Origin of the sequence: Brevibacillus sp. MER 51 (assembly GCF_023714195.1) — a bacterium.
Taxonomy (GTDB): Bacteria; Bacillota; Bacilli; order Brevibacillales; family Brevibacillaceae; genus Brevibacillus.
In genome coordinates, this window is record NZ_JAMAUS010000008.1 from 34,690 (window position 1) to 58,543 (window position 23,854).

Here is a 23,854-nt window from a genome sequence, read left to right on the forward strand (position 1 = left end):
AATGCGCTTCTTCCACGCGGCTTTTCATGTAACGGCAAGCTTACACTACAAAATTCCAATGAGCACAAGAACTGCACCCTGAAAACCCAAAAGAACCATACGCAGCCAGCTAAAAGCATGTCTCATCTGCCCATCCCGAATCGGAAAGATTGAATACCCGTTGCGCTTTTGCTGATGCCGCCAAAGGCTACCAATCTGGCTGGCAGTCATGAAGAGAAAGAGCAGGCCAGCAATGATTTTTGCATATGGACCGGGCAATATGAGAACGACGAAGCCTGACAGCAGGAGGAGTCTGAAATAAATGCCCGCAAAGTCACCAGAGCGAATAAACTTTTTGGTAAACAAATGATGTCCTGCTGTTGATTGACGATAAGGCAGCAGCTTCGTCAGGGTAATAAGCCATGAGCGTGACTTCACTTGGTGCTGCATGGCAGGGACATCCCTGAAGTTGTTCACAAACTGATAAAAGCGGTGACGCAAGCCGCTTTCGATGGCCAGCAGGCGATACCATTGTAGAGAATGTTTTTTCTTGTAGGTCAACATTCGTGAATGGAGCCAGATCAAAAGCGCAGCGCAGATCAGAACGCCAAATGGGATAGGACCTACGCGCAAGAAATGTCCTTCACTTAATACCCAAGCGAGGAGGATGTACGAAAAGACAAATCGAGCGAGTGTGTAGAATCCGATCTTCTTCTGATCTGGCACACGTAAGAACGTCCAATTGCTGTAAATATTCCAGCCCTTCAAGAGCAGGGGAATGCCCCAATAAACCCACAGCTGCACGCCTTGAGCGCCTACGACCCCTGTATACATAGGCATGAGCAGGAGCAGGACGATAAACACTACCATGCTCTGGATCGCAAAATTGTAAACAAGCGCCTTGCGGAAATAGCGATCCAGTCTTACTTCATGCGGGGTCAAAAAAAGCAAATCCGCTTCCAACAAAAACGTGCGCAGGGGGCTTCTCACCACGACGATTGCAATCACGAGCGCCATGGCATACGGTAAAGGGAACCAGGCTGGAATCATTGCGATGATGCTACGGTAGTAGAAGGCGAGCAACCCCATCAAAAAGATTCCGACGAACGCCAAACCGCCATTCGCCATGTACTGGGCATACCGAATGAATTCTACGGAAAAGGCATGGAACCGTTTGCGAAATAATTGATCTACGTCTATTTTCACTGGCCGTCATCCTCTACGATATGCAAGTATATGTCGTCCAAGGAGCTATCCGGGAGCCCTGTTATACGCCGAAGCTCCTCAAGCGTTCCTTGGGCTCTAATCTCGCCTTTGTGCAAAATGATGAATCGGTCACAATGCTTCTCGGCGGTCGCCAAAATATGGGTAGACATGAGAATGCCAGCCCCCTGCTCCTTGCAACGGTTCAACCACGTGAGAAGAGAACGAATCCCCAGAGGGTCCAGACCCAGGATCGGTTCATCCACGATGTACAGAGGCGGTTGTACGAGCAACGCCATCATGATCATGAGCTTTTGGCGCATCCCTTTGGAAAACTGCTGAGGAAATCGGTCTTTCATTTCCTCCATGCGGAATTCTTTTAAGAGAGGACGTGCCCGTTCATAAAAAACTTCCTGATCCAGCCCGTGACTCATGGCCATTAACTCGATATGCTCCCATAGCGTAAGCTCTTCGTAATAAATGGGAGACTCGGGAATATACCCGTAAGACAAACGATAGTTTTCGGGGTCCGATTGAAAGGTCTTCCCTGCAATGCTGATTTCACCTGAGGTGGGCTCCAAGAGTCCTAAAATATGCTTGATTGTCGTGCTTTTGCCTGCGCCATTCAGCCCGATTAGGGCCACGATTTCTTTTTCGCGTATGTGAAAGGAGACGTCTTTGATTACAGCGTGGTTGTAAGAGTACCCACCCGTTACCCCTTTTACCTCCAACAAGGTTGTCATGGTATCCTCCTTTATGAATAAACGGTTTTGTCCCCGTTTATTTGAGAGAAATGCTAGATAGTCTTTCATCTATTTTAGCTGAATTCAGGATTTGGAAATACATTTGTTTGCCGCCTTTTTTTACACGAGACTGAACAAAGCGGGATAACCGTACAAGCAATGCTCCTCTCCGCTACATAAACAAGTAGTATAAAGGACGGACGGGGGAGGTGGAATCTATGACAGCGGGACCATATGAAAATCAGAAAGATATAGATCAGCATATCCAACGAATCTATTTGAAATTAGACAAATTCGAAGAACGAATCGATCAGCTTGAGGGACAAATGATAGTCGTCACGAAGTGGTTGGAACGAATTGAACATCGGTTGGGACGCATGGAGGATGTGCGTTATGATGTACTGCAAGTTTTGAACAAGCTGCAGACTGAGTTGGAAACGAAAGCAGAGAAGACGGAAAAAGACAAAGACATTATCTTGCAACTACTGTCAAATGAAAATCGGGATAAGGAAGCACTTGCTCAGTTTATGGAAGTAGAAAAAGACAGAAAACAAGAACGCTTTTTACAGGTTTGGGCAGTTTTAGGTCCTGTCATCGCCTCCGTTCTCTCCTCTTTTTTTACCCGATTTTTTATGTAGCGCATAATATGTTTAGAATGTGGAAAAGTTGTGTAATACGCTTTCCATTTTTCTACCATAACTTCTTTCTATACTTGGAGGGCAGATTATAGAAAGAGAGGATATCCAAGTGAAGAAGTTTGATATTTCCATGCTTTCGGTTGCCATATTATTAACGGGGTTAGCTGTATTAGGTTTTTATCAATCATGGGCAAAAGGCAATGACCCTGTATTGGTAACGGCTGGCGATACCTCGATTACACAAAATCAGCTTTACGGTGAAATGAAGAAAACGTACGGAAAACAAACGATACATGAACTTGTTGCGGAAGCGTTAATCAAGCAGGAAGCCAAGGCGCAAAACGTCGCGGTGACGCAAGAAGATATGAATAAAGAGATTGATTCGATGAAACAACAGGTAGGTTCACCTGAGGCATTCCAAAACTACTTGAAGAGTATGGGAATGACCGAGGCCCAGCTACGGGATAAGTTGAACGTGCTCATGACACGGGATAAGTTGTTGGATAAAGCATTCCCGGTTACCGAGGAGCAAATCAAAACCTACTACAATACAAATAAAGCACAGCTGGGGTCACCGACACCTGAGTTTGATAAAGTTAAAGATCATATCAAGATGATGCTGACTGACCAAAATCGCAGTCAGAACTACGGCACCTGGTTAAATACGCTTCAGGAAAAACACAAAGTAGATTGGCACGACCCGTCCTTTGACGATGCTGCAGTGCCAGGGGAAGCACAAACACCTGCTCCATAGTGTAGAACATATACCAAAAGACCTTGTCCTCTTACATGAGTGCGAGGTCTTTTTCTGTGAAAACGGTCATGAACGTTTGTTTAGTAATGAGAGCAATCGGAGAAACTGTGTTCATAATTGCCGATGTGAGGAGCAATCCGAATGGCTCAGATTGGTTGCAGCCTAGACGACAACGTTCACTATATAAAAGAATCGCTCGGATACAGCAATGACATCGTGATTCGAGAGGTAGTCCTAGATAGCCTGGAACCTGTTCGGGCAGCTGTCATGTATGCGGACGGTATGGTTGATTCGTATCTGGTACAAGCCGTATTAATCGACAGCCTCTTATACAAAATGCGCCTGAAGGAATGGGAAGGAATACGCGAAGACGCGTTTGTTCCCTTTTTAAAAGAATCCATCCTGACTGTAGGGGATATGGGGGATTTATACGATTTTCCCACCTTGTTTACAGCTTTGTTGTCTGGCTGTGTCATCATTCTCGTGGATGGCTGCTCGCAAGGAATTCATATTGGTTTGCAGGAGTGGAAGGATAGAGGGGTCACCGAGCCGTCATCGCAAACCGTCATTCGTGGTCCACGAGAAAGCTTCACGGAGACACTTCGCACGAATATTACGCTACTGCGGAGGCGGATTTCCAGTGAAAAGCTATGGATTGAAATTAACAGAATCGGCGAGGAAACCAAGACAGAAGTCGCGATTGTGTATATGAAAGGGATTGTGGAAGAAGGTGTTGTAGAAGAGGTCCGTAATAGACTGGATCGAATCAGCATCGATGGCATCATGGAAAGTGGCATGATTGAGGAGCTGATCCAGGACGAAGCTTACACACCTTTCCCTACTATCTCTAACTCGGAGCGCCCTGATGTAGTGGCCGCAAATCTATTAGAGGGGCGCGTAGCGATTCTTGTAGATGGGACTCCATTTGTTTTGACCGTGCCCTCTCTCTTTGTGGAATTTTTCCATTCAGCGGAAGACTACTATCAGCGTTTTGATTTTAGTACGTTGATTCGCATGCTGCGATTTGCTTGTTTTTTAATAGCGTTGCTTGCTCCCTCCCTCTATATCGCCATTACGACCTTTCACCAAGAGATGCTCCCGACACAGCTTCTGATCAGCTTGGCGGCACAGCGAGAAGGAGTACCCTTCCCAGCCTTCATTGAGGCGATCATGATGGAAGTCGCTTTTGAGATATTGCGAGAGGCTGGAATCCGCATGCCACGTGCGGTAGGGCAAGCCATTTCTATCGTGGGAACGCTCGTCATTGGACAAGCAGCGGTGGAAGCGGGGATTGTATCGGCAGCGATGGTCATTGTGGTCTCGATTACCGCGATATCCAGCTTTATTTTCCCAGCGAGCAATATGTCGATTACCGTGAGGATTCTTCGTTTTCCCCTGATGGTGCTGGCTGCTTCTTTTGGCATATACGGAATCATTGTAGGGATGCTGGCCTTGGTGTTGCATTTATGCAGTCTGCGCTCGTTTGGCGTACCGTATATGGAATCGTTTGCTCCCTTTTCCCTGAAAGAGCAAAGAGACACGATTTTTCGCTTGCCTCGCTGGGCCTTGGACAAACGGCCTGAATCGATTACCAAAAACAATTTGCGCCGCCAATCTAAAGGGATAAAGCCATTACCACCGCAGAAGTAAGAGGTTTTCCACAGCATGGAAAGGAGTGGGCACCAGTGAAAGGGATAAAAGTTCTTCTCTGCATCGTGCTCGTTATTATCCTAGCTGGTTGTTGGGATCGAAAAGAACTGAACGATTTGGCGATTGCGGTTGGGATCGGCATTGATAAAGTGCAAGGAGGCTATCAAGTTTCGGTTCAGGTAGTAGACCCTGCAGAGGTCGCGGCCAACAAGGGAAAGCCTGGACGTGCGCCTGTTACTCTCTTTACCATGAAGGCTCCGACGATTTTTGAGGCTGTGCGGAAAATGACTACGATCTCTCCACGGAAAATTTATATGGCCCACACGCGGATGCTCATATTTGGCGAGGAGGTCGCGAGAGAAGGGATCGCTCCTGTCGTCGATTTTGTCTCGCGAGACCATGAATTTCGGACGGACTTTTATATTGCCATCGCCAGAGGAACGACGGCACGCAACATCCTGAGAGTGATCACACCGCTTGAGCAAATCCCTTCTACAGAAATGTTTGCTTCTTTGGAGACATCCTCCAAAGTATGGGCGCCAACCGCAGCGGTTACGATGGATCAATTGATTACTGACTTTACCATCAAAGGGAAACAAGCGGTGTTAACAGGCGTGCGACTAACCGGATCTGCAAGGGAGGGTGACCAACGGAATAATGTCGAGCAAATAGATACCCCCGTGCTTCTCCAATATACGACATTGGCTACTTTCCGGGGGGACAAGATGATCAACTGGCTGAGTGAAGCGGACAGCAAAGCCTATAGTTACATTACAGGCAAAGTAAAAAGCACCGTCGGGAGTATGCCTTGCAAGGGGGGAGGGCTCTTGACAATGGAAGTCATGCACGCTGACGCAAAAATCGAGGCTACCATGAAAAATGGCGCGCCTGAAGTCATCGTTCATATCGGTTTGGAAAATGATATTGGCGAAGTGCAATGCAAGCTCGATCTGACAGAGGAGAATACGATCAAGGAGCTGGAAAAAGAGGCGGAAAAATCAATGGAAGCATTGGCGACAAAAGCAATTGCCAATGCCAAGAAGCATGGAGTAGACATATATGGATTCGGAGAAGCGATTCATCGAACGTACCCGAAAGTATGGAAGAAGATAGGGGCGAATTGGGAAAAGGAATTTGCCAAGCTGCCGGTACATGTGGTTGCCGATGTGAAAATCAGACGTTTAGGAACCATCAATAATGCCTTTGAAGAAAAGTGATTGTGTGACAGGGGCAGGGGGAGTTTGTATGTCGACATTTGCTGTCATCGTTGTATCTATAATGGTTTGTGCATATGAGCTGCCCCGATTGATTCGGAAGCGGCAGCGCAAAGAGATTGCTGTCTTTCTCGGGTTGCTTGTCATCAGTGTTGGCTTGTACGCAGGAGCCGAGAAAGGGGTTGTCCCCAATCCTGTATATTGGGTGGAAATGGTTTACAAGCCTGTATACGACGGTGTCATGACATGGCTAAAGTAAACAAGGGGCATACTGAGTACACCCCCAGTAAAGGAGAGTAAATAGACGTGGACGGTCTTTTGATGAAGCTCCTCGTTAGTCCGTTGTTGGTCGTTTTGGCAGATGCTCTCTTTCCAGAAGTGAATTTCGCTAATCTATATCAGTCTGTTGGAGTCGGATTTGTCTTGGCAGTCGCCGGATATTTTTTGGATAGGGCGATCCTTACGGCAGGGAGTCTTTGGCTTACGACGATGTTTGACTTGATTATCGGCTTTTTGATTGTTTATGGAAGTATTGTGTTTTTCCCGACGGCTCAAATCGCTGCAATCGGGGCCGGGTTTGTTGCGATATTTTATGGCGTAGCAGAATATATCCAGCATGTTTGGCTGATACGCACAGGACGAACGGAAAGTGTATAGTTGTTTAACTTGCAAACACACTCCTTGGGGGTGTGTTTTGTTTATGAAAAAATCATTATGATCGCTTTGTCACGATTCGCTCAATCCATGACCACGGAAGCCAATTTTTTGCGGCGATCGTAAGTGCCACGCCCCGGCCAACCGGGTAGCGAAATCGCGGGTTGGGAGTGGTGGCTGCATGGACGATCGTTGAAATGACTGCGTCGGGAGCAGGTGCCTTTTCTATGATTGATTCTACGTGACGCATCAGTTGTTTCATTTGGGAGGCGTAAGGAGAGTCTTCATCAAGCTGTTGGTCTTGCATTCCTTTCTCCCAGATTGCTGTACGAAAGGAGCCGGGCTCAACAAGGACAACTTGGACTTGAAAGGGCAGCATTTCAAGGCGAAGCGATTCACTGAAGCCTTCGACTGCATGCTTGGATGCGGCATAGGGCGAGAGACCGGGGAACCCAAATCGGCCACTGATGCTGCTTACGTTAATAATACGCCCAGCTTGTTGCTGCCGCATGTAAGGCAAGACTGCCCGAGTGACCTCGATCAGCCCGAACACATTTACATCAAACTGTTTGCGCCATTGTTCGGAAGAGACTTCCTCAGCAAAGCCGCCCAACGCGTAACCAGCATTGTTCACCAACAGATCAATGCGCCCATGCCGTGCAATGATGGAGGTGATTGCATCCTGAATTTGTTCCGGATGCGTAACATCAAGGGAAATGACTTCCAGATGATCAGGCTCTATTTGCAAGCTTGCCAATTTGTCAAGAGGGTCTCTTTTTGTGAGATCACGCATAGCAGCAATTACCTGAAAACCAGCCTTGACTAAAGCGACTGATGCGTGCTTACCAAAGCCACTTGAGGTACCAGTGACTAGTGCAATTGGTCTTTTTTGCATGGAATTCTCCTTTTAATTGTATGTGTTGGCATAATTTAACTGCAATGTTCACAAAATTGTTCATAAATTTGTTAACAAAATCATAACAAATAGCCTTTGTATTAAGGAAAATTTATGTATACTTAAATGGTTACCACGCTTGGGTAGAAGTGTGCAATACTGCCCCTTACTTTCCTGTTTGTTTCTGGAATGGCTGCTAATACCTTTCAAGTTTGGGCATTATAGTTGTGAATGGTATTGTATGCGATTTCTTCAAGCAGATAGAAAAGTACGAAAACTTCTAGTTGTAGGCGTGGCTAGAACGTTACCAACACGAAGAAAGAGGGGTTCATTGGTATGAAGGGTTGGCAACAGTATTGGCGTCAGTTTTCCCTGTTTGCTCTGCTGGCGCTAGTGTTAACCGGGTGTGGCAAAGATGAGCTCTCAGCGCTCAAGCCCTCTGGTCCGGTAGCTGCTATGCAGTTTGACCTGATGAAGCTGTCCTCCGCTATCATGATCGGCGTCTTCATTGTCGTTATGACGATCTTTACGTACGTCCTTATCCGTTATCGTAAGCGTCCCGGACAGCAAGGCATTCCTAAGCAGGTCGAAGGAAATCATGCACTTGAAATTCTTTGGACGGTAATTCCTTTCTTGCTCCTTATCATCATGGCGATTCCGACTGTTACTACCGGTTTCGCACTGCACAAGGAGTACCCAAAAGAGGAAGCAGTTCAAGTAAAGGTTACTGCTCACCAATTCTGGTGGGAATTCGAGTATCCTGATCTTGGAGTAGCGACTGCACAAGACTTGGTATTGCCAGTTGGCAAAAAGATTCAATTCGTATTATCAGCGTCTGATGTTAAGCACGCATTCTGGATTCCTGCATTGGGCGGTAAAATCGATACGAACCCAGGGCAAGAAAACAAAATGTGGTTGCAAGCAGACAAAGCAGGCATTTACTACGGTAAATGTGCGGAGCTCTGTGGAGCATCCCATGCCTTGATGGACTTCAAGGTAGAAGTAATGGAACAAGCAGATTTTGACACTTGGGTAGCTAACATGAAGGGTGTTCAGGCAAAAGAACCTGTAACAGCAACTTCTCCACTGGCTGCAGAAGGTCAACAAATCTTCGATAAGAGCTGTTTGGGATGTCACGCTGTGGCAGGTAAAGGCGGTAAGATGGGGCCAAACCTGACTAACTTTGCAGATCGCGAACGTGTAGCAGGTATCAAAGCACATACGCCGGAAAACATTGCAGAGTGGCTGAAAGATCCGCAAAAAATCAAGCCGGGCAACAAAATGCCTAACCTCAACCTCGATGACACCCAAGTGAAAGCGCTTGTTGAGTACATGGAGACATTGAGCGTAAGCGAGAAAAAGTAAAGTAAAACCTCATAAAACTTATTGCATTGACAATCGTCATAGGCAGTGACGCTTAAAAAGGAGGTAAACCCGTGTCTGCACATGCTTCTCATGCACCAAATCGCTCGGGGCTGTGGGATTATCTTACGACAGTGGACCATAAGAAGATTGCGATCCTGTATCTGATTGCTGGTGGGATTTTCTTCTTGGCCGGTGGTTTGGAAGCCCTGCTGATTCGTTTGCAGTTGATGTACCCAGAGATTGAATTCGTTGGTGCCAAGACGTTTAACGAATTAATTACGATGCACGGCACTACGATGATTTTCTTGGCGGTTATGCCGATCATTTTTGCTTTGATGAACGCGATTGTTCCCCTTCAAATCGGTGCACGCGACGTAGCATTCCCGTTTGTTAACGCACTCGGATTCTGGCTATTTTTCTTCGGGGGAGTGCTACTGAACACAAGCTGGTTCTTGGGTGGCGCACCTGATGCTGGTTGGACATCGTATACAACTTTGGCTTTGAATCAATACAGTGGAAGAGGCGTAGACTTCTACGTGCTCGGTTTGCAAATTGCCGGTCTTGGAACGCTGATTGGTGGTATTAACTTCCTGGTTACCATCATCAACATGCGTGCTCCAGGTATGACATTCATGCGTATGCCAATGTTCACCTGGGCGTCCTTTATTACATCCGGTTTGATCCTCTTTGCATTCCCTGCGATTACGGTTGGTTTGGTTCTGTTGATGTTTGACCGCTTGTTTGGCGGAAACTTTTTCAACCCTGACGCAGGTGGTAACGTTGTTATCTGGGAGCACTTGTTCTGGATCTTCGGTCACCCCGAAGTATACATTTTGATTCTCCCGGCATTCGGTATCATTTCTGAAGTAGTTTCGACATTCTCAAGAAAGCGCCTGTTTGGTTACAGCTCCATGGTATTTGCAACTGCGCTGATCGGTTTCTTGGGCTTCATGGTGTGGGCTCACCACATGTTCACAACAGGTTTGGGTGCAATTGCCAACACGCTGTTTGGACTTGCAACCATGTTGATTGCTGTGCCTACAGGTATCAAAATCTTTAACTGGCTGTTGACCATGTGGGGCGGTCAAATCCGCTTCCCTACCGCAAACCTGTTTGCAGTAGGATTTATCCCAACGTTTACAATCGGTGGTATGACAGGGGTTATGCTTGCGGTTCCGCCGGCTGACTACCAGTACCATGACAGTTATTTCGTAGTTGCTCACTTCCACTACGTAATCGTAGGGGGTCTCGTATTCGGTCTCTTCTCTGGTCTTTACTACTGGTGGCCGAAAATGTTCGGTAAAATGCTGAACGAAACAATCGGTAAATGGAACTTCTGGACGTTCTTCATTGGTTTCCACCTTACCTTCTTCCCGCAACACTTCCTGGGTCTGATGGGGATGCCGCGCCGCGTCTTTACTTACCTCAAAGATCAGAACCTGGATATGGGGAACTTTATCAGTACGATTGGTGCATTTGGTATGACGATTGGTACCATCCTATTCGTGATCAACGTAGTCGTCGCAGCGAAAAGCTCCAAACGCGCTCCTGCCGATCCATGGGATGGACGTTCTCTCGAATGGGCAATTCCTTCGCCGCCGCCGGAGTACAACTTTGTTCAAACGCCTCTCGTTCGCGGTTTGGATGCGTTGTGGGTCGAGAAAATGGCTGGTAACAAGGGCATGACGCCTGCAGAACCAATTGGCGACATTCATATGCCATCGCCTTCGTTCTTGCCATTCCTGATGTCTCTCGGATTGTTCGTGGCAGGCTATGGCTTTATCTACCACAACTATGTGGTCGTAGTAATTGGAGTGCTCGCTACATTCGCTTGCATGTTTACCCGTTCAGTGAAAGACGATCCAGGTTATCACATTCATGAAGATGAACTCGAAGAGAAAGGGGTAAAGGCTTAATGGCTAACCATCACGCACATGCAGTATTGCCTGACGAACCGGAAAAAGCCACCCTTGAAGGTAAGAATAAGGTTCTTGGCTTCTGGCTCTTCCTCGGTGGAGAGACAGTTCTCTTCGGTTCCTTGTTTGCAACATTTATCGCTCTTCGTGATCAAGCAAATGGTGGACCAACGTCCCAAGCGTTGTTTGACATGAATCTCGTTGCAGTGGCCACACTTCTCTTGCTTACCAGCTCGATGACAAGTGTTATGGCAACACTGGCCCTGCACAAGAAAGACCTCAAGAAGATTCAGCTATGGCTGACTATCACAGTAATACTCGGTCTCGGCTTCCTTGCTTTGGAGATTTACGAGTTCGTACACTATGTGAATGAAGGACTGAAAATGTCAACGAGTGCATTTGCATCTGCCTTCTACACATTGGTTGGATTCCACGGAGCTCACGTAGCGTTCGGGATTTGCTGGATCACTCTTTTACAACTATCTGCGACGAAAAAGGGCCTGACGGTAGTAACTGCACCGAAGTTCTACCTGGCATGTCTGTACTGGCACTTTATCGACGTTGTATGGGTATTCATCTTTACCGTGGTATATCTCATGGGTATGATCGGTGGAAAGGTGGGATAATCTATGGGAGCACAAGCTCATAATGAAGAGGTACGCAAACCGAAAGTGAAGCACGAGGGTCCGAAAAGACACCTTGTTGCTTTCATCGGATCTCTCGTATTGACCGCACTGGCATTCATTGCTGTGGCGTATGAAGCAATTCCATCAGGTTTTACCGTACCATTCATCGTAGCACTGGCCTTTGTTCAAGCGTTCTTCCAGCTGTATGTCTGGATGCACATGGATCAAAAAGGTCATGAGTTTGCACGGATCAGTATTTTCGCAGGGTTATTCGTAATCCTGTTGGCAATTTTCGTCTTTATTTTCTGGGTTTGGATCTAGGAAGTGGAGCGAATAGAAGAGGACAGACATTGGGTCTGTCCTCTTTTTTTGTGTATTGTGTATTTGTTTTATTAAGTGGCTCGGCCTACGCTCCTCATGGGGCATTCACTGTCCGCTCCGGAAAAATAGCGGGAGCGCTTCAAACGTAGAAGTTTCAATGAAGTAGTTCAAAGGTGAAGCTGAAATTCCCCGCCATTTTTTCGAAGCTAGGTCGGGCTCCAGAGGCGCTTGGACTGGAAATTCGCTTCTTCCCACGAGGCTATTGGCGAAGGAATACAACAATAAATATTTTTGACTAAACGATCCGAAAAAATCTTGACTAAACAGTCCGAAAAAGATAATCTAAACGCAGGAAGGGAGTATTCATAACATGGCAAGAAGCAAGGAATTCGATACGACGCTTGTCCTGCATAAGGCAATGGAAGTATTTGGGCACTATGGCTATGAAGGTGCGTCTCTGCAAAATTTGTTGGATGGATTAGGGATCGCCCGTCAAAGCCTGTATGATACGTATGGCACGAAAAGAGATCTCTTTCTATTAGCCGTAAAGCATTACGCGAGCGAGAAGACGACTGCCGTTATTTCGCATCTGGAGCGGCCGGGTTCGGTGAAGGAAAGCATTGCGGAGATTTTCCGCGAAATCGTAACTGTACTCAAGGATGAGAGTCGCTGCAAGGAATGCTTCATTTTGCTCAGTGCGATTGATCAAGTACCACATGATACGGAAATTGCAGATTTTTTTAAAGACGATATGGCACAATTAGAAGAAGCATTTTATACTGCACTGGTCCGCGCGAAAGAACAAGGCGAACTGGGTCATCGTGAGAAAAATTTGCGTGCACTTGCACAGTATTTGAATCATGCACGATACGCTTTAACCCAAGCAGCTAAGTTAAGCACGAATCCAGAAGTGTTAGACCATATTTTAACCGTTACCCTGTCCACGCTTGATTGATAATGGAGCGACTGTAGACGCTTCATTCTATTTTTACACATATTAGACTGATCGATCTGGAAAGGGGGTGAGTGTTTTTGTGTCGATTATAGACTGATCGATCTAAAAATAACTGGAATGTGGATAAATAATAACAAAGGATTAGTGAGGTGCTACCCATGACTGACGCTACTACAAAACTCAGCCAGGAGGCAGAAGAAGTTGTGAAAAACTTCCTCTTGTTTATGCTGGAGCAGGATATGGATCAATGGATTGAACTTTGGGATGACAACGCTGTTTTTGAGTTCCCGTATGCTCCCCAAAATTATCCCTCAAAAATTGAAGGGAAGTCTGCGATTTATAACTATATCAAGGATTTTCCGCAAAAGATGGACCTATTTACATTCAGTGTTCCCCGCATTCATCATGCAGCATCGTCAAACCACGTCATTGTGGAATTTGAATGTGAAGGTCAAGTAATTGCTACAGGACTGCCGTACAATCAAAAATACGTGAGTGTCATCCAAATCAAAGACAAGAAAATTATCCATTACAAGGATTATTGGAATCCATTGGTGGCAATTGAGGCTTTCGGTGGCAGTATCGAATCGTTTTTGAACAGAGATCATCAGTTTGGGAACTAAGATTGGATAAGGAGCTGATCATATGGAACGTAAGGATAAGATACTGATCACAGGTGGAACAGGTACAACAGGAAGCCGTATTGCCAAAAAGCTAACAGAACTAGGCTACCATCCCCGTATAGCGAGTCGTACTAAGCCATCTCTCGCCGACATCGAGTATGTACATTTTGATTGGAATGAAGTAGCAACCTTCGAGCATTCATTGAAAGATGTGAAAAAGCTATATCTGGTAGCACCAGTGGGTGTTTTTGATCCATCTCCGCTCGTACTTCCATTTTTGGATAGGGCTTTACAAGCCGGCGTGCAACGCATTGTCATGCTTAGTGCTTTGATTATTCCTGAGGATGGACCCGTGTTTGGAAGGCTCCATGAAGCAGTAAGCAAGCATAGTCCAGAGTGGGCAATATTGAAGCCTTCTTATTTCATGCAAAATTTTATTCATGGGCAACATGGAACCTCAATCAAAGAGGAGGGCAAGATTGTTACATCTACGGGAAATGGAAGGATTGGATTTGTAGACGCTGATGATATCGCCGAAGTTGGAGTTCATGCACTCATTGACGAGATTCCACATAACACCCATCATTTTATTACGGGACCAGAGGCGCTAAGCTATGCAGAAGTAGCGGCCATGATTGAATCAGCAATTGGACGTATTATCAAGCATGAACATATTAGCACTGAAGCATTGCAGGATAAGCTGATCACAGCAGGTTTGACGATGGAATATGCAGGTTTCATGGCAGATTTGGATAAACATATTCGCAATGGTGCCGAAAACAGCGTAACCGATACGGTAGAACGAGTAACAGGGAGAAAACCACGATCCATGGCGGACTTCATATCAACCCATTCCCATCATTGGAAGCGAGACTAAGCCATTTTTTTGTGCCTATTCCGGACTAAATGGTCAATAATGCTACTTCGAGAGCCTCGTTGGATTCAACTGGGTTTTTCTTATGAAACGGATACTCCTGCGAGCGAAGGCTTTTCCCGAAAACAGAAGTCGAAATCACCCCATCGAAGCATATTCTGTCAGCCTTTTCCCAGTCATAAACATGAAGGGAAGGGAGGATACGATCTGGCAGATTTTTCTCGCTTTTTGAAAAATACTTGCACCTGTAACAAAGGCTTTATATAATAAAAATATTAACATGCGTTAAAATAACGTTATATGAATTAGTCGTCACACATTGCAACTATAATCTGAGGAAAGCAGGGATCATGATGGTGAAATTGATAGCAATTTATCGCAAGCCCGAAGATATCGATGCTTTTGACAAGCATTATTTCGAGGTACATGGCCCATTGGCAGAAAAAATGCCTGGCTTAATCAAAATGGAAGTGAGCAAAATCTACGGAACACCAATGGGAGAATCCGACCTGCATCTGATGGCAGAAATGTACTTTGAATCAAAAGAAGCTTTGATGGAAGCGTTGTCATCCCCAGAAGGTCGCGCAGCAGGAAAAGACCTCCGCGGCTTCGCTGGACCCATTGTGTCCATGCATTTTGCAGAAGTAGTTTAATCATGACCACGAAAAGATTGATAGACGAACAAGCGCTCCATCAGAAGCATTACGCAGAGATTTGTGAGAAGCTAAAGCAAGATCCATTTGCCCAATTTTTGGGTATTAAGCTGATTGAGCTGGGAGAAGGAACGGCGACTGCGGAAGTCACAGTTGCCGAGCATATGCTGAATGCCCACGGCACCGCACATGGCGCAATCATCTTCTCCCTGGCAGACTTTGTTTTTGCAGCGGCCTGTAATTCGTATGGCAAAACGTCTGTAGCACTGTCGATGAATATCGGTTTTTTGGCTGCTGCCATGAAAGGGAATCGCTTGGTGGCAACAGCGACCGAAGAGAAGAAAAACAATCGCACAGCCTGGTACCGCATCCGCGTAGAAACGGAGCATGGCTTGGTAGCGACACTGGATGCACTGGCTTACCGGAAAAATGATTACTTCGTTGAAATCGACGAAAACGAATAACTGACAGCGAAAATAAAACGGAGAAAGGATGCCAAAAGCCCGTGCTTAGGCTCCTTTCACTGTTTCAAGACGATACGTGAAGGGGGGCAAAGATGTCAGTGGAGATCCGTAATCGATTCAACCACTACCTGGGCATAGAAGTCGTGCACCGAGATGAACAGGGCTGTAAGGTAGCACTGAAAATTCGCCCCGAGCTGTTCAATAGCATCGAAGGTGTCGTACACGGAGGCGTTACGGCGACATTAGCCGATGTGGCGATGGGGCATGGGGCAGCACCTCATGTGGATGGTGTACAGCAGTGTGTGACGGTGGAGAGCAAGATTCAATACCTGCACCCTGCTCGGGGTGAGGTACTCGAGGCACAATCCCATGTATTGAAACAAGGAAAAAGCTTGATCGTGATGGAAGCACGCGTGACTTGTGATGGCAAGCTAGTGGCTTTTGCTACCGGCACGTATGCGCGAGTGAATCCGCCTGCACAAGGAGGACGTTGATGATGGAAGAGAGCGTTCGCTTTGAACGTGAAGGACATATAGGACTGATTACGCTAAATCGTCCAGATGAATTGAATGCGCTGAACTACGATACATTGGAGCACCTGGGAAACTTGATTGAGCAGGTGCGTTTGGATGCAAAAGAAATTCGCGTGGTCATCGTGAAGGCAGAAGGGCGAGCGTTTAGCGCAGGGGCAGATTTGAAGGAGCGTCGTACATTGACGGAACAGCAGGTGCGCCGTAATGTACGCAAAATCCGTGATGTATTTACTGCGTTGGAGAGGCTTCCGCAGCCGACCATTGCCATGATTAACGGATTTGCTTTTGGAGGTGGTTTTGAGTTGGCGTTGGCCTGTGATTTCCGCTATGCCGTCGCTGATGCCAAAATGGGGCTGACAGAGGTGAGCTTGGGCATCATTCCTGGCGCGGGTGGTACGCAGCGGTTGTCTCGCTTGATTGGACCTTCCAAGGCAAAGGAGCTGATTCTGACTGCCAGACGCATCCAAGCACAGGAAGCGTATCAAATCGGTTTTGTAAATGCTGTTGCAAAAGATACAGAGGAACTGCGTGAGCTGGCAATGGGACTGGCGAACGAGATTTTGGCAAATGCTCCGCTGGCGGTTTATCAGGCAAAATCAGCCATTGATCGCGGAAGCAGTGTTGATTTGCAGACAGGTCTCGATATCGAAGCCATGTGCTATGAAGTGATTATTCCCACGACAGATCGTCTGGAAGCATTGGAAGCCTTTCGTGAAAAGCGAAAACCGGTTTTTAAAGGCGAGTAACAATTTCAAATAAGCATTCTTACCGAGTCATAACGCAAGGGAATGAGGGAAGCGACATGATCTTTAATACAGAAATGGAAACGCTACCAAGAGAGAAAATGACGGAACTGCAATTGGAACGCTTGAAAGAAACGGTCAAACGCGTATACGAGCGCGTCCCTTTCCACACAAAAGCATTCAATGAGGCTGGTGTGAAACCGGAAGATATCCGATCGATGGAAGACATACAGAAGCTTCCATTCATGAAAAAGACTGATTTGCGAGAAAACTATCCATTCAATCTATTTGCAGTCGAAATGAAAGAAGTAGCACGTATTCACGGTTCTTCCGGGACGAAAGGAAAACCTACAGTTGTTGGCTACACAAAAAGAGACTTGGAGAATTGGGCCGAGATCGTGGCGCGCGCCATTTGCTGTGCGGGTGGAGAGCCGGGAGACATTTTCCATAACGCGTATGGCTACGGACTTTTTACAGGCGGCTTGGGTCTGCACAATGGCATCGAGCACATGGGCGCAGTCGCAGTGCCAGTATCCGGTGGCAATACCTCCCGTCAAATTACGTTGATCGAGGACTTCAAGCCACGTGGCATTGCAGCAACGCCATCCTACGTCCTCAACATCGTAGAAGAGATGAAAAAGCAAGGAATCGATCCACGTGAGACGAGTGTCAAATACGGGATTTTTGGTGCGGAGCCGTGGTCGGAAGAAATGCGCGTGCAATTGGAACATGAGCTCGACATTAAAGCGGTGGACATTTACGGGCTGAGCGAAGTGATGGGGCCAGGCGTTTCCATTGAATGTCATGAGGTGCAGGATGGTCTGCATATCGCAGAAGACCATTTTTACGCAGAAATTATCGATCCGAATACCGGGGAAGTGCTCCCATACGGACAAGAAGGCGAGCTCGTATTTACGTCACTGACGAAAGAAGCATTCCCGGTTGTCCGTTATCGCACAGGTGATATCGCTTCCCTCAATCCTGAGCCCTGTAAGTGCGGACGGACAACCATGCGGATGTCGCGCATCAAAGGGCGAGTAGATGACATGCTCATTATTCGCGGGGTCAATGTGTTCCCGACAGAGATCGAGTCCGTGTTGCTTACGTTCAACCAATTGGCTCCACACTACCAGGTCGTCATCGAACGCGACGGTGCCCTCGACCGATTTGAGGTGCACTGCGAGCTGACACCAGCATATGCAAAAGAGCTCAGTGGAAATGACAGCTCTGCTCTCTCGTCATTAGTAAAAGAAATTTGCCATCACATCAAAAATACGTTGGGTGTGTCCGTGGTACTGCGGGTGCAACCGCCAAATTTCTTGACGCGCAGCGAAGGCAAAGCGATACGAGTCGTGGATAACCGAAACAAATCACAGGCAGCTATGTAAACCAGCTCCTGTAAAAAAAGGGTGTGACAGTTCATGGCCTATGAATATATTAGCGTAGCCAGTGAAGATGGTGTCGGTATCATTACGTTGAATCGGCCGAAGATTCTAAACGCACTGAATTTGCAGCTTGTTGATGAATTGGTTGACCAGCTGGAGCAAATGGACCGCGACTCGGATATTCGGGTGATCATCCTGACTGGCAACGCGAGGGCGTTCGCAGCGGGTGCTGACATTAATGAAATGGCGGAAGCATCAGCCATCGACATCATGAAGCGCAATCAGTTTGCGGTTTGGGATCGCATCTCACTCATCTCCAAGCCGATTATTGGTGCCGTCAGCGGCTTTGTGCTCGGTGGTGGCTGTGAATTAATGATGAACTGCGACATTGTGATCGCTTCGGAGACAGCCGTCATTGGTCAACCGGAAATCAAGCTGGGAGTCATGCCTGGAGCTGGTGGTACACAGCGTCTGACGCGTGTGGTAGGTGAGCGAAAAGCACTGGAGATGCTGCTCACAGGTGAACCGATTTCGGCCAAAGAAGCGTTGAAATACGGTCTGGTCAATCGGGTAGTGCCAGTGGAGGCGTACTATCAGGAAGCACTCAAGCTGGCGAAGCAAATCGCCCAACAGCCGCCGCTCGCGGTACAGGTCATCAAAAAAGCCGTGTACAAAGCTGGTGATCTCCCCCTTCAAGATGGATTGGATTACGAGCGAAACAGCTTTTATCTTCTTTTGGCAAGCGAAGATCGAAAAGAAGGCATGCAAGCGTTTCTGGAGAAGCGCAAACCCCGTTTTACGGGACATTAGGAGGCGGCCATGTACGAAACGATTCTTTATGAAGTGTCAGAAGGCGTAGCAGTGTTGACGTTGAACCGTCCGGACAAATTCAATGCGTTTACAGCCGTCATGAACAAGGAAATCACGGATGCATTAAAGCAAGCCCAGAAAGATGCGGACGTGCGTTGTATCGTTCTTACCGGAGCTGGGCGGGCGTTCAATGCGGGTCAGGATCTTGGTGACGTTTCTGGAGAAGGAGATGTGGATTACGGTGGTTTCTTGCGGGATCGCTATAATCCCATGATCCTCCAGTTTCAAAAAACAGAGAAGCCAATCATCGCAGCGGTAAACGGGGTAGCGGCTGGTGCCGGCATGAGTGTTGCGCTGGCGTGCGATATTCGTCTGGCTTCGGAAAAGGCATCCTTCGTCAATGCTTTTGTCAACATCGGGCTCGTTCCTGATTCAGGAGGCTGCTACTTCTTGCCGCGCATCGTCGGGATCGGCAAGGCGTTGGAACTGGCGATGACGGGGGAAAAGGTTTCCGCTGAGGAAGCACTGCGAATTGGATTGGTCAATCAGGTGTACCCAGCGGAGAGCTTCATGGAAGATGCGTTGGCGTATGCGCGCAAGCTGGCGTTACTGCCGACGAAGGGAATTGGTTTGATCAAGCGCACGATGAACAAAGGGCTTGAGCTGGGGTTGGAAGAGACCTTGGAATATGAAGCTTTTGCACAAGAAGCGGCTGGCAGCACAGCGGATCATAAGGAAGGGGTCACCGCTTTCATGGAAAAACGTGCGCCTCGTTTTACAGGCCGTTAGAGGCGAAGGGAGGCAAGCCCAAGTGAGTATGAAAACAGTAGGCGTCATCGGGGCGGGAACAATGGGAGCGGGAATCGCTCTTGTCTGTGCTCGCAAAGGACATCAGGTCATGCTGCTGGATGCAAATCAGGCGGTGCTGGACAAAGCGCTTGTCTATTTGGAATCGATCCTGACAAAAGACGTGGAGAAAAACAAAATCAGTGAACAAGAAATGACAGAGACGCTAGAGCTGGTCCATCTCGTATCGGAAATGGAGCAGTTGGCCGATTGCGATATCGTCATCGAAGCAGTGCCAGAGCGTCTTGATTTGAAAAAAAGCATTTTCAGCCAGCTTTCTGGGATTTGCAGAGAGGATGCCCTTTTACTAACGAATACTTCCTCTATCTCAATAACGGAGATTGCAGGAGGGCTTTCGCATCCCGAGCGCATTCTCGGATTTCATTTTTTCAATCCGGCACCCGTTATGCCTTTGGTTGAGGTAATTCGCGGGAAAAAATCGAGCGAGGAAAATGTGGAGGTGGCGTATCGATTTGCGCAAGAGTTGGGCAAGGTGCCTGTTCTGGTGACGGACACTCCTGGCTTTATCGTCAATCGCATCGCACGTCCTTATTATAATGAAGCATTGCGCATCCTGGGCGATCATGTGGCAGGTGTGGAGCAGATTGATCGGATTATGAAGCTGGCTGGCGGATTCAAAATGGGACCGTTTGAGCTGCAAGACATGATTGGCATCGACATCAATTTTGCCACCACCAAATCGGTTTATACCGACTTCTTCCATGAAGGACGATTTAAGCCTAGCCGGATTCAGCAACAAATGGTTCAATCCGGCAGCCTGGGCAGAAAGACGGGGGAAGGCTTCTATGACTACGACAAATAAGGCTGTATTGCTCGTGGGCACAAGCCCGCTGTACGCAGAGTTGAATGATTTGATGGTGGAAAGAGGCTATCAGGTGCTTACGCTTGCAGAAGCGATGGCGGAACCTGAGCTGGTTGAATTGGCTGTAGAGGTAAATAGTATCGATATGCAGGCGAAGAAGAGGCAAATACGCGAGCTGGATGACCTATTGCCACCAAACGTACCGATCATCACGACTTCGCTCGCGATTACAGCGACAGAAGTAGCGTCCTGGACACAGCATCCTGAACGCGTTTGCGGATTTGGAACGCTCGTGCCCTTGGTTGAACGGGAGCTGATCGAGATTGCCCCTGCCTTGCAAACGGAGCTGGAAACGATTCAAGCAACGGAAGGTTTCTTTCAATCGCTCGGGAAAGCGACAGAAAACGTAAACGACGAGGTAGGTCTCGTGTTCCCACGCATTTTAACACTCATTATCAACGAGGCTGCCTTTACTCTGATGGAAAAAGCAGCAATCGCTACTGATATCGATATCGCAATGAAAAAAGGCACCAACTACCCATATGGCCCTCTCGAATGGGCAGATCGCATCGGGTTGGATGAGATTTTTGCGATATCGAGAGGCTTGCAGCGCGACCTGGCCGAGGAGCGCTATCGTACAGCGCCGCTATTACGCAAGCTGGTGCTGGCAGGGCGAGTTGGCGTACGCAGTGGGCAAGGCTTTTACACGTACGAGGACAAAGCGGGTGTAGAGGCATGAGCTTGATTAACAAGGAGGTGTACGTAGCAGCAGCAGTACGTACACCAATCGGCAAGCTGGGTGGAAGTCTGAAAAACACCCCTATCGATGACCTGACAGCCATTGTCTTGAATGGAGCGCTTGCGAAGGCAGGACAATCCGGTGAGATTGTGGATGGGGTCATCATGGGTAACGTCATATCGGCCGGACCGTTTATTAACATTGCACGCGTTGGTTTGTTGAAAGCAGGGCTTCCTGACACCATACCTGGATTGACTGTGAATCGGGTGTGTGCATCCGGGCTAGAGGCAGTCAATTTGGCTGCACAGTCCATCCAGGCAGGACATAGTCAGGTCATGCTGGCGGGCGGTGTAGAGAATTTGACTCGTTCACCGTACATCATGGAAAAATTCGAGCAGCCGTATCAACGCGGCGGACAGACGCTGATCGAGTCTTTTGGCGGACCACGTTCTGCTCCTGTCTCGCTCTATGGCGATCTGACCATGGGAGATACAGCAGAAAACGTGGCGGAGCAATTCGGCATCAGTCGAGAGGATCAGGATCGTTTTGCAGCAGAGAGCCAGTCTCGGGCTATCAACGCGATAGATGCAGGTCTGTTCCGCGATGAGATCATTCCCATCACGTTAAAAGGGAAAAAAGGGGAAGAGACGCTGTTTGATACGGATGAATTCCCAAGAAGAGATTCCAGTGTGGAGTCATTGTCCAAGCTGCGACCTGCCTTCCGAAAAGAGGGTAGCGTCACAGCAGGCAACTCCTCCGGTATCAATGATGGCGCAGCGGCTTTGCTCTTGATGAACGAAGAAATGCTGCAAAAGACAGGCGTCGCTCCTTTGGGGCGCATTGTTCATTTCGTCAGTGCTGGTGTTGATCCGCGCATCATGGGCATTGGTCCGGTCGCTGCGATTCGCAAGCTGCTTGCCGAAACGAACATGACCGTAGAGCAAATCGACCTGTTTGAGTTAAATGAAGCTTTTGCTTCCCAGTCACTTGCTTGCATACGCGAGCTGGGGCTGGACCCTTTGAAAACCAATGTAAACGGTGGAGCAATCGCCTTGGGCCATCCGCTCGGAATGAGCGGTGCCCGCTTGGCAGGTACGATTCTTTTCGAGCTGAGACGTCGCCAAAAGAAATACGGAATCGTGTCGTTGTGCATAGGCGGCGGTCAAGGATTGGCCACGTTAGTAGAAGCGCTATAGAAAAAAGCCCTCGTGCATGAGAGGAGTGGAAGAATGAGTACACCTGTCATTATAGATGCTGTGCGCACGCCAATCGGCCGTATTGGTGGTGCGTTGAAGGATGTGCGCCCGGATGACCTGGGCGCATTGGTGATTCAAAAGCTGCTGGAACGAAACGCCATCGATCCGAAGGCGATAGATGATGTCATCATGGGCTGTGCCAATCAGGCTGGGGAAGACAACCGCAACGTCGCGCGTATGTCACTTCTATTGGCGGGATTGCCTGTCGAGGTGCCGGGAGTGACAGTAAACCGTCTGTGCGGCTCAGGGCTGGAGGCTGTGAACCAAAGCGCGAATGCAATCAAAGCCGGAGCAGGTCACGTCTATATCGCGGGCGGGACAGAGAGCATGACACGCTCTCCGCTGGTGATGATGAAGCCTGGCACGGCTTTTCAGCGCGGTAATCAGCAGTTAGTCGATACGACGTTGGGCTGGCGATTGGTTAACGAAAAAATGAAAGAGATGTATCCGCCGATCAGTCTGGGAGAAACAGCGGAGAAGGTAGCGGAGCAATACGGCATAAGCCGCGAAGCGCAGGATGAGTTTGCTTTGCGCAGTCAGCAAAATTACGCACGGGCCTTGGCAGAAGGAAAGTGGGATGCCGAGATCGTTCCGGTAGAGCTGAAAGGGCGCAAAGGCGAGGTCACGCTGTTTGCTCAGGATGAGCATGCACGTCCAGATACGACTATCGAACAGTTGCAAAAGCTGAAACCAGCATTCCAAACAGATGGTAGCGTCACAGCAGGCAACTCCAGTGGTCTAAACGATGGAGCCTGCGCTCTGCTCATCATGGAACAGGAAGCGGCTCTTGCGGCTGGCTTGAAGCCTCGTGCAAGAATCGTTGCCTCCGCAGTAGCAGGTGTTGATCCATCCGTGATGGGAATTGGGCCAGTACCTGCTACGCGAAAAGTACTGAAGCAGGCAGGCTTGTCACTTACGCAGATTGATCTGTTCGAATTCAACGAGGCTTTTGCGGCGCAGGCAGTGGCAAGCGTACGCGAGCTGGGGGTCAACCCTGATCTGGTCAACGTAAACGGCGGTGCGATTGCTTTGGGGCATCCGCTCGGGTGTAGCGGAGCGCGCATCCTTACTACTCTTTTGTATGAAATGGAGCGTCGGGATGCCCGTTACGGGTTGGCTGCGATGTGCATTGGAGTTGGGCAGGGGATTGCGACGATTATCGAGCGTGTGTAGATTGGGCGCAGATAGGGAG

27 protein-coding genes are annotated in these 23,854 nt (G+C 48.1%); 24 read left to right on the forward strand and 3 right to left on the reverse strand.

Going from position 1 to position 23,854, the window contains the following annotated elements; genetic code table 11:
- Positions 1-45 precede the first annotated feature (45 nt).
- Positions 46-1,185 (reverse strand): ABC transporter permease, encoded by a 1,140-nt coding sequence (locus M3630_RS17690; RefSeq protein ID WP_251252932.1) that lies wholly within the window; start codon positions 1,183-1,185, stop codon positions 46-48.
- Positions 1,182-1,925: an ABC transporter ATP-binding protein gene (locus tag M3630_RS17695; protein WP_251252933.1), complete on the reverse strand. Its 744-nt coding sequence runs from the start codon at positions 1,923-1,925 to the stop codon at positions 1,182-1,184. The genes M3630_RS17690 and M3630_RS17695 overlap by 4 nt, the downstream gene beginning before the upstream one ends.
- Before the next feature lie 218 nt (positions 1,926-2,143).
- Here M3630_RS17695 and M3630_RS17700 point away from each other — a divergent pair, with 218 nt between their 5' ends.
- The 6 genes from M3630_RS17700 to M3630_RS17725 all read left to right on the forward strand — a co-directional run bounded on the left by M3630_RS17700 (position 2,144) and on the right by M3630_RS17725 (position 6,838).
- Positions 2,144-2,563: a hypothetical protein gene (locus tag M3630_RS17700; RefSeq protein WP_173609878.1), complete on the forward strand. Its 420-nt coding sequence runs from the start codon at positions 2,144-2,146 to the stop codon at positions 2,561-2,563.
- A gap of 109 nt (positions 2,564-2,672) precedes the next feature.
- The gene (locus tag M3630_RS17705; RefSeq protein WP_173609879.1) at positions 2,673-3,317 is read left to right on the forward strand and encodes a SurA N-terminal domain-containing protein; all 645 of its coding nucleotides are present in this window, start codon (positions 2,673-2,675) and stop codon (positions 3,315-3,317) included.
- Between the two features lie 141 nt (positions 3,318-3,458).
- Complete coding sequence (locus tag M3630_RS17710; RefSeq protein ID WP_173609880.1) at positions 3,459-4,967, forward strand: spore germination protein; 1,509 nt, start codon at positions 3,459-3,461, stop codon at positions 4,965-4,967.
- 35 nt (positions 4,968-5,002) lie between these two features.
- The gene (locus M3630_RS17715; protein ID WP_221867797.1) at positions 5,003-6,184 is read left to right on the forward strand and encodes a Ger(x)C family spore germination protein; all 1,182 of its coding nucleotides are present in this window, start codon (positions 5,003-5,005) and stop codon (positions 6,182-6,184) included.
- A gap of 28 nt (positions 6,185-6,212) precedes the next feature.
- Positions 6,213-6,440, forward strand: a complete 228-nt coding sequence (locus tag M3630_RS17720) for a hypothetical protein (protein WP_173609882.1) — start codon at positions 6,213-6,215, stop codon at positions 6,438-6,440.
- A 47-nt stretch (positions 6,441-6,487) separates the two neighbouring features.
- Positions 6,488-6,838: a hypothetical protein gene (locus tag M3630_RS17725; protein WP_173609883.1), complete on the forward strand. Its 351-nt coding sequence runs from the start codon at positions 6,488-6,490 to the stop codon at positions 6,836-6,838.
- 55 nt (positions 6,839-6,893) lie between these two features.
- Here M3630_RS17725 and M3630_RS17730 read toward each other — a convergent pair whose 3' ends face one another.
- A complete protein-coding gene (locus tag M3630_RS17730) occupies positions 6,894-7,730 on the reverse strand; it encodes an oxidoreductase (protein WP_251252934.1) in 837 nt (278 codons plus the stop codon).
- 336 nt (positions 7,731-8,066) lie between these two features.
- On the opposite strand from M3630_RS17730, the gene coxB reads away from it, so the two are divergent.
- The 18 genes from coxB (at position 8,067) to M3630_RS17820 (ending at position 23,835) form a co-directional block, all read left to right on the forward strand.
- Positions 8,067-9,095, forward strand: a complete 1,029-nt coding sequence (gene coxB / locus M3630_RS17735) for a cytochrome c oxidase subunit II (RefSeq protein WP_173609885.1) — start codon at positions 8,067-8,069, stop codon at positions 9,093-9,095.
- Positions 9,096-9,166: 71 nt separating this feature from the next.
- Positions 9,167-11,011, forward strand: a complete 1,845-nt coding sequence (ctaD, locus tag M3630_RS17740) for a cytochrome c oxidase subunit I (RefSeq protein WP_221867800.1) — start codon at positions 9,167-9,169, stop codon at positions 11,009-11,011.
- Complete coding sequence (locus tag M3630_RS17745) at positions 11,011-11,637, forward strand: cytochrome c oxidase subunit 3 (RefSeq protein WP_173609887.1); 627 nt, start codon at positions 11,011-11,013, stop codon at positions 11,635-11,637. Before ctaD ends, M3630_RS17745 begins: the two co-directional genes overlap by 1 nt.
- Positions 11,638-11,640: 3 nt before the next feature.
- On the forward strand, positions 11,641-11,958 hold the full coding sequence (locus M3630_RS17750; protein WP_007723383.1) for a cytochrome C oxidase subunit IV family protein: 318 nt from the start codon (positions 11,641-11,643) through the stop codon (positions 11,956-11,958).
- 370 nt (positions 11,959-12,328) lie between these two features.
- Positions 12,329-12,913 carry a TetR/AcrR family transcriptional regulator gene (locus M3630_RS17755; RefSeq protein WP_251252935.1) on the forward strand — a complete coding sequence of 195 codons (585 nt, stop codon included), beginning with the start codon at positions 12,329-12,331 and terminating at the stop codon, positions 12,911-12,913.
- 158 nt (positions 12,914-13,071) lie between these two features.
- Positions 13,072-13,536 carry a nuclear transport factor 2 family protein gene (locus M3630_RS17760; protein ID WP_251252936.1) on the forward strand — a complete coding sequence of 155 codons (465 nt, stop codon included), beginning with the start codon at positions 13,072-13,074 and terminating at the stop codon, positions 13,534-13,536.
- A gap of 22 nt (positions 13,537-13,558) precedes the next feature.
- Positions 13,559-14,413, forward strand: coding sequence for an NmrA family NAD(P)-binding protein (locus tag M3630_RS17765; protein ID WP_251252937.1), 855 nt, complete (start codon positions 13,559-13,561; stop codon positions 14,411-14,413).
- Positions 14,414-14,763: 350 nt separating this feature from the next.
- A complete protein-coding gene (locus M3630_RS17770) occupies positions 14,764-15,063 on the forward strand; it encodes an EthD family reductase (RefSeq protein ID WP_106785970.1) in 300 nt (99 codons plus the stop codon).
- Positions 15,064-15,065: 2 nt separating this feature from the next.
- On the forward strand, positions 15,066-15,527 hold the full coding sequence (locus M3630_RS17775; RefSeq protein WP_173609891.1) for a PaaI family thioesterase: 462 nt from the start codon (positions 15,066-15,068) through the stop codon (positions 15,525-15,527).
- Positions 15,528-15,619: 92 nt separating this feature from the next.
- On the forward strand, positions 15,620-16,021 hold the full coding sequence (locus M3630_RS17780) for a PaaI family thioesterase (RefSeq protein ID WP_016741459.1): 402 nt from the start codon (positions 15,620-15,622) through the stop codon (positions 16,019-16,021).
- The gene (locus M3630_RS17785) at positions 16,021-16,806 is read left to right on the forward strand and encodes an enoyl-CoA hydratase-related protein (protein ID WP_251252938.1); all 786 of its coding nucleotides are present in this window, start codon (positions 16,021-16,023) and stop codon (positions 16,804-16,806) included. Before M3630_RS17780 ends, M3630_RS17785 begins: the two co-directional genes overlap by 1 nt.
- 56 nt (positions 16,807-16,862) lie before the next feature.
- Positions 16,863-18,191, forward strand: coding sequence for a phenylacetate--CoA ligase PaaK (paaK, locus tag M3630_RS17790; RefSeq protein ID WP_251252939.1), 1,329 nt, complete (start codon positions 16,863-16,865; stop codon positions 18,189-18,191).
- Between the two features lie 33 nt (positions 18,192-18,224).
- A complete protein-coding gene (locus M3630_RS17795; RefSeq protein ID WP_251252940.1) occupies positions 18,225-18,998 on the forward strand; it encodes an enoyl-CoA hydratase-related protein in 774 nt (257 codons plus the stop codon).
- 9 nt (positions 18,999-19,007) lie between these two features.
- Positions 19,008-19,787: an enoyl-CoA hydratase-related protein gene (locus M3630_RS17800; RefSeq protein WP_251252941.1), complete on the forward strand. Its 780-nt coding sequence runs from the start codon at positions 19,008-19,010 to the stop codon at positions 19,785-19,787.
- Positions 19,788-19,809: 22 nt separating this feature from the next.
- Positions 19,810-20,667 carry a 3-hydroxyacyl-CoA dehydrogenase family protein gene (locus M3630_RS17805; RefSeq protein ID WP_251252942.1) on the forward strand — a complete coding sequence of 286 codons (858 nt, stop codon included), beginning with the start codon at positions 19,810-19,812 and terminating at the stop codon, positions 20,665-20,667.
- Positions 20,651-21,406, forward strand: coding sequence for a 3-hydroxyacyl-CoA dehydrogenase family protein (locus tag M3630_RS17810; RefSeq protein ID WP_251252943.1), 756 nt, complete (start codon positions 20,651-20,653; stop codon positions 21,404-21,406). The genes M3630_RS17805 and M3630_RS17810 overlap by 17 nt, the downstream gene beginning before the upstream one ends.
- Positions 21,403-22,602, forward strand: coding sequence for a thiolase family protein (locus M3630_RS17815; RefSeq protein WP_237899339.1), 1,200 nt, complete (start codon positions 21,403-21,405; stop codon positions 22,600-22,602). The genes M3630_RS17810 and M3630_RS17815 overlap by 4 nt, the downstream gene beginning before the upstream one ends.
- Positions 22,603-22,635: 33 nt before the next feature.
- Complete coding sequence (locus tag M3630_RS17820) at positions 22,636-23,835, forward strand: thiolase family protein (RefSeq protein WP_251252944.1); 1,200 nt, start codon at positions 22,636-22,638, stop codon at positions 23,833-23,835.
- Positions 23,836-23,854 lie beyond the last annotated feature (19 nt).

Coding starts and splice junctions, on each gene's coding strand:
- M3630_RS17695 (WP_251252933.1), bottom strand. CDS start 1,925: ATGACAACCTTGTTGGAGGTAAAAGGGGTAACGGGTGGGTACTCTTAC.
- M3630_RS17700 (WP_173609878.1), top strand. CDS start 2,144: ATGACAGCGGGACCATATGAAAATCAGAAAGATATAGATCAGCATATC.
- M3630_RS17710 (WP_173609880.1), top strand. CDS start 3,459: ATGGCTCAGATTGGTTGCAGCCTAGACGACAACGTTCACTATATAAAA.
- M3630_RS17720 (WP_173609882.1), top strand. CDS start 6,213: ATGTCGACATTTGCTGTCATCGTTGTATCTATAATGGTTTGTGCATAT.
- M3630_RS17730 (WP_251252934.1), bottom strand. CDS start 7,730: ATGCAAAAAAGACCAATTGCACTAGTCACTGGTACCTCAAGTGGCTTT.
- coxB (WP_173609885.1), top strand. CDS start 8,067: ATGAAGGGTTGGCAACAGTATTGGCGTCAGTTTTCCCTGTTTGCTCTG.
- M3630_RS17745 (WP_173609887.1), top strand. CDS start 11,011: ATGGCTAACCATCACGCACATGCAGTATTGCCTGACGAACCGGAAAAA.
- M3630_RS17750 (WP_007723383.1), top strand. CDS start 11,641: ATGGGAGCACAAGCTCATAATGAAGAGGTACGCAAACCGAAAGTGAAG.
- M3630_RS17755 (WP_251252935.1), top strand. CDS start 12,329: ATGGCAAGAAGCAAGGAATTCGATACGACGCTTGTCCTGCATAAGGCA.
- M3630_RS17760 (WP_251252936.1), top strand. CDS start 13,072: ATGACTGACGCTACTACAAAACTCAGCCAGGAGGCAGAAGAAGTTGTG.
- M3630_RS17765 (WP_251252937.1), top strand. CDS start 13,559: ATGGAACGTAAGGATAAGATACTGATCACAGGTGGAACAGGTACAACA.
- M3630_RS17770 (WP_106785970.1), top strand. CDS start 14,764: ATGGTGAAATTGATAGCAATTTATCGCAAGCCCGAAGATATCGATGCT.
- M3630_RS17775 (WP_173609891.1), top strand. CDS start 15,066: ATGACCACGAAAAGATTGATAGACGAACAAGCGCTCCATCAGAAGCAT.
- M3630_RS17780 (WP_016741459.1), top strand. CDS start 15,620: ATGTCAGTGGAGATCCGTAATCGATTCAACCACTACCTGGGCATAGAA.
- M3630_RS17785 (WP_251252938.1), top strand. CDS start 16,021: ATGATGGAAGAGAGCGTTCGCTTTGAACGTGAAGGACATATAGGACTG.
- paaK (WP_251252939.1), top strand. CDS start 16,863: ATGATCTTTAATACAGAAATGGAAACGCTACCAAGAGAGAAAATGACG.
- M3630_RS17795 (WP_251252940.1), top strand. CDS start 18,225: ATGGCCTATGAATATATTAGCGTAGCCAGTGAAGATGGTGTCGGTATC.
- M3630_RS17800 (WP_251252941.1), top strand. CDS start 19,008: ATGTACGAAACGATTCTTTATGAAGTGTCAGAAGGCGTAGCAGTGTTG.
- M3630_RS17810 (WP_251252943.1), top strand. CDS start 20,651: ATGACTACGACAAATAAGGCTGTATTGCTCGTGGGCACAAGCCCGCTG.
- M3630_RS17815 (WP_237899339.1), top strand. CDS start 21,403: ATGAGCTTGATTAACAAGGAGGTGTACGTAGCAGCAGCAGTACGTACA.
- M3630_RS17820 (WP_251252944.1), top strand. CDS start 22,636: ATGAGTACACCTGTCATTATAGATGCTGTGCGCACGCCAATCGGCCGT.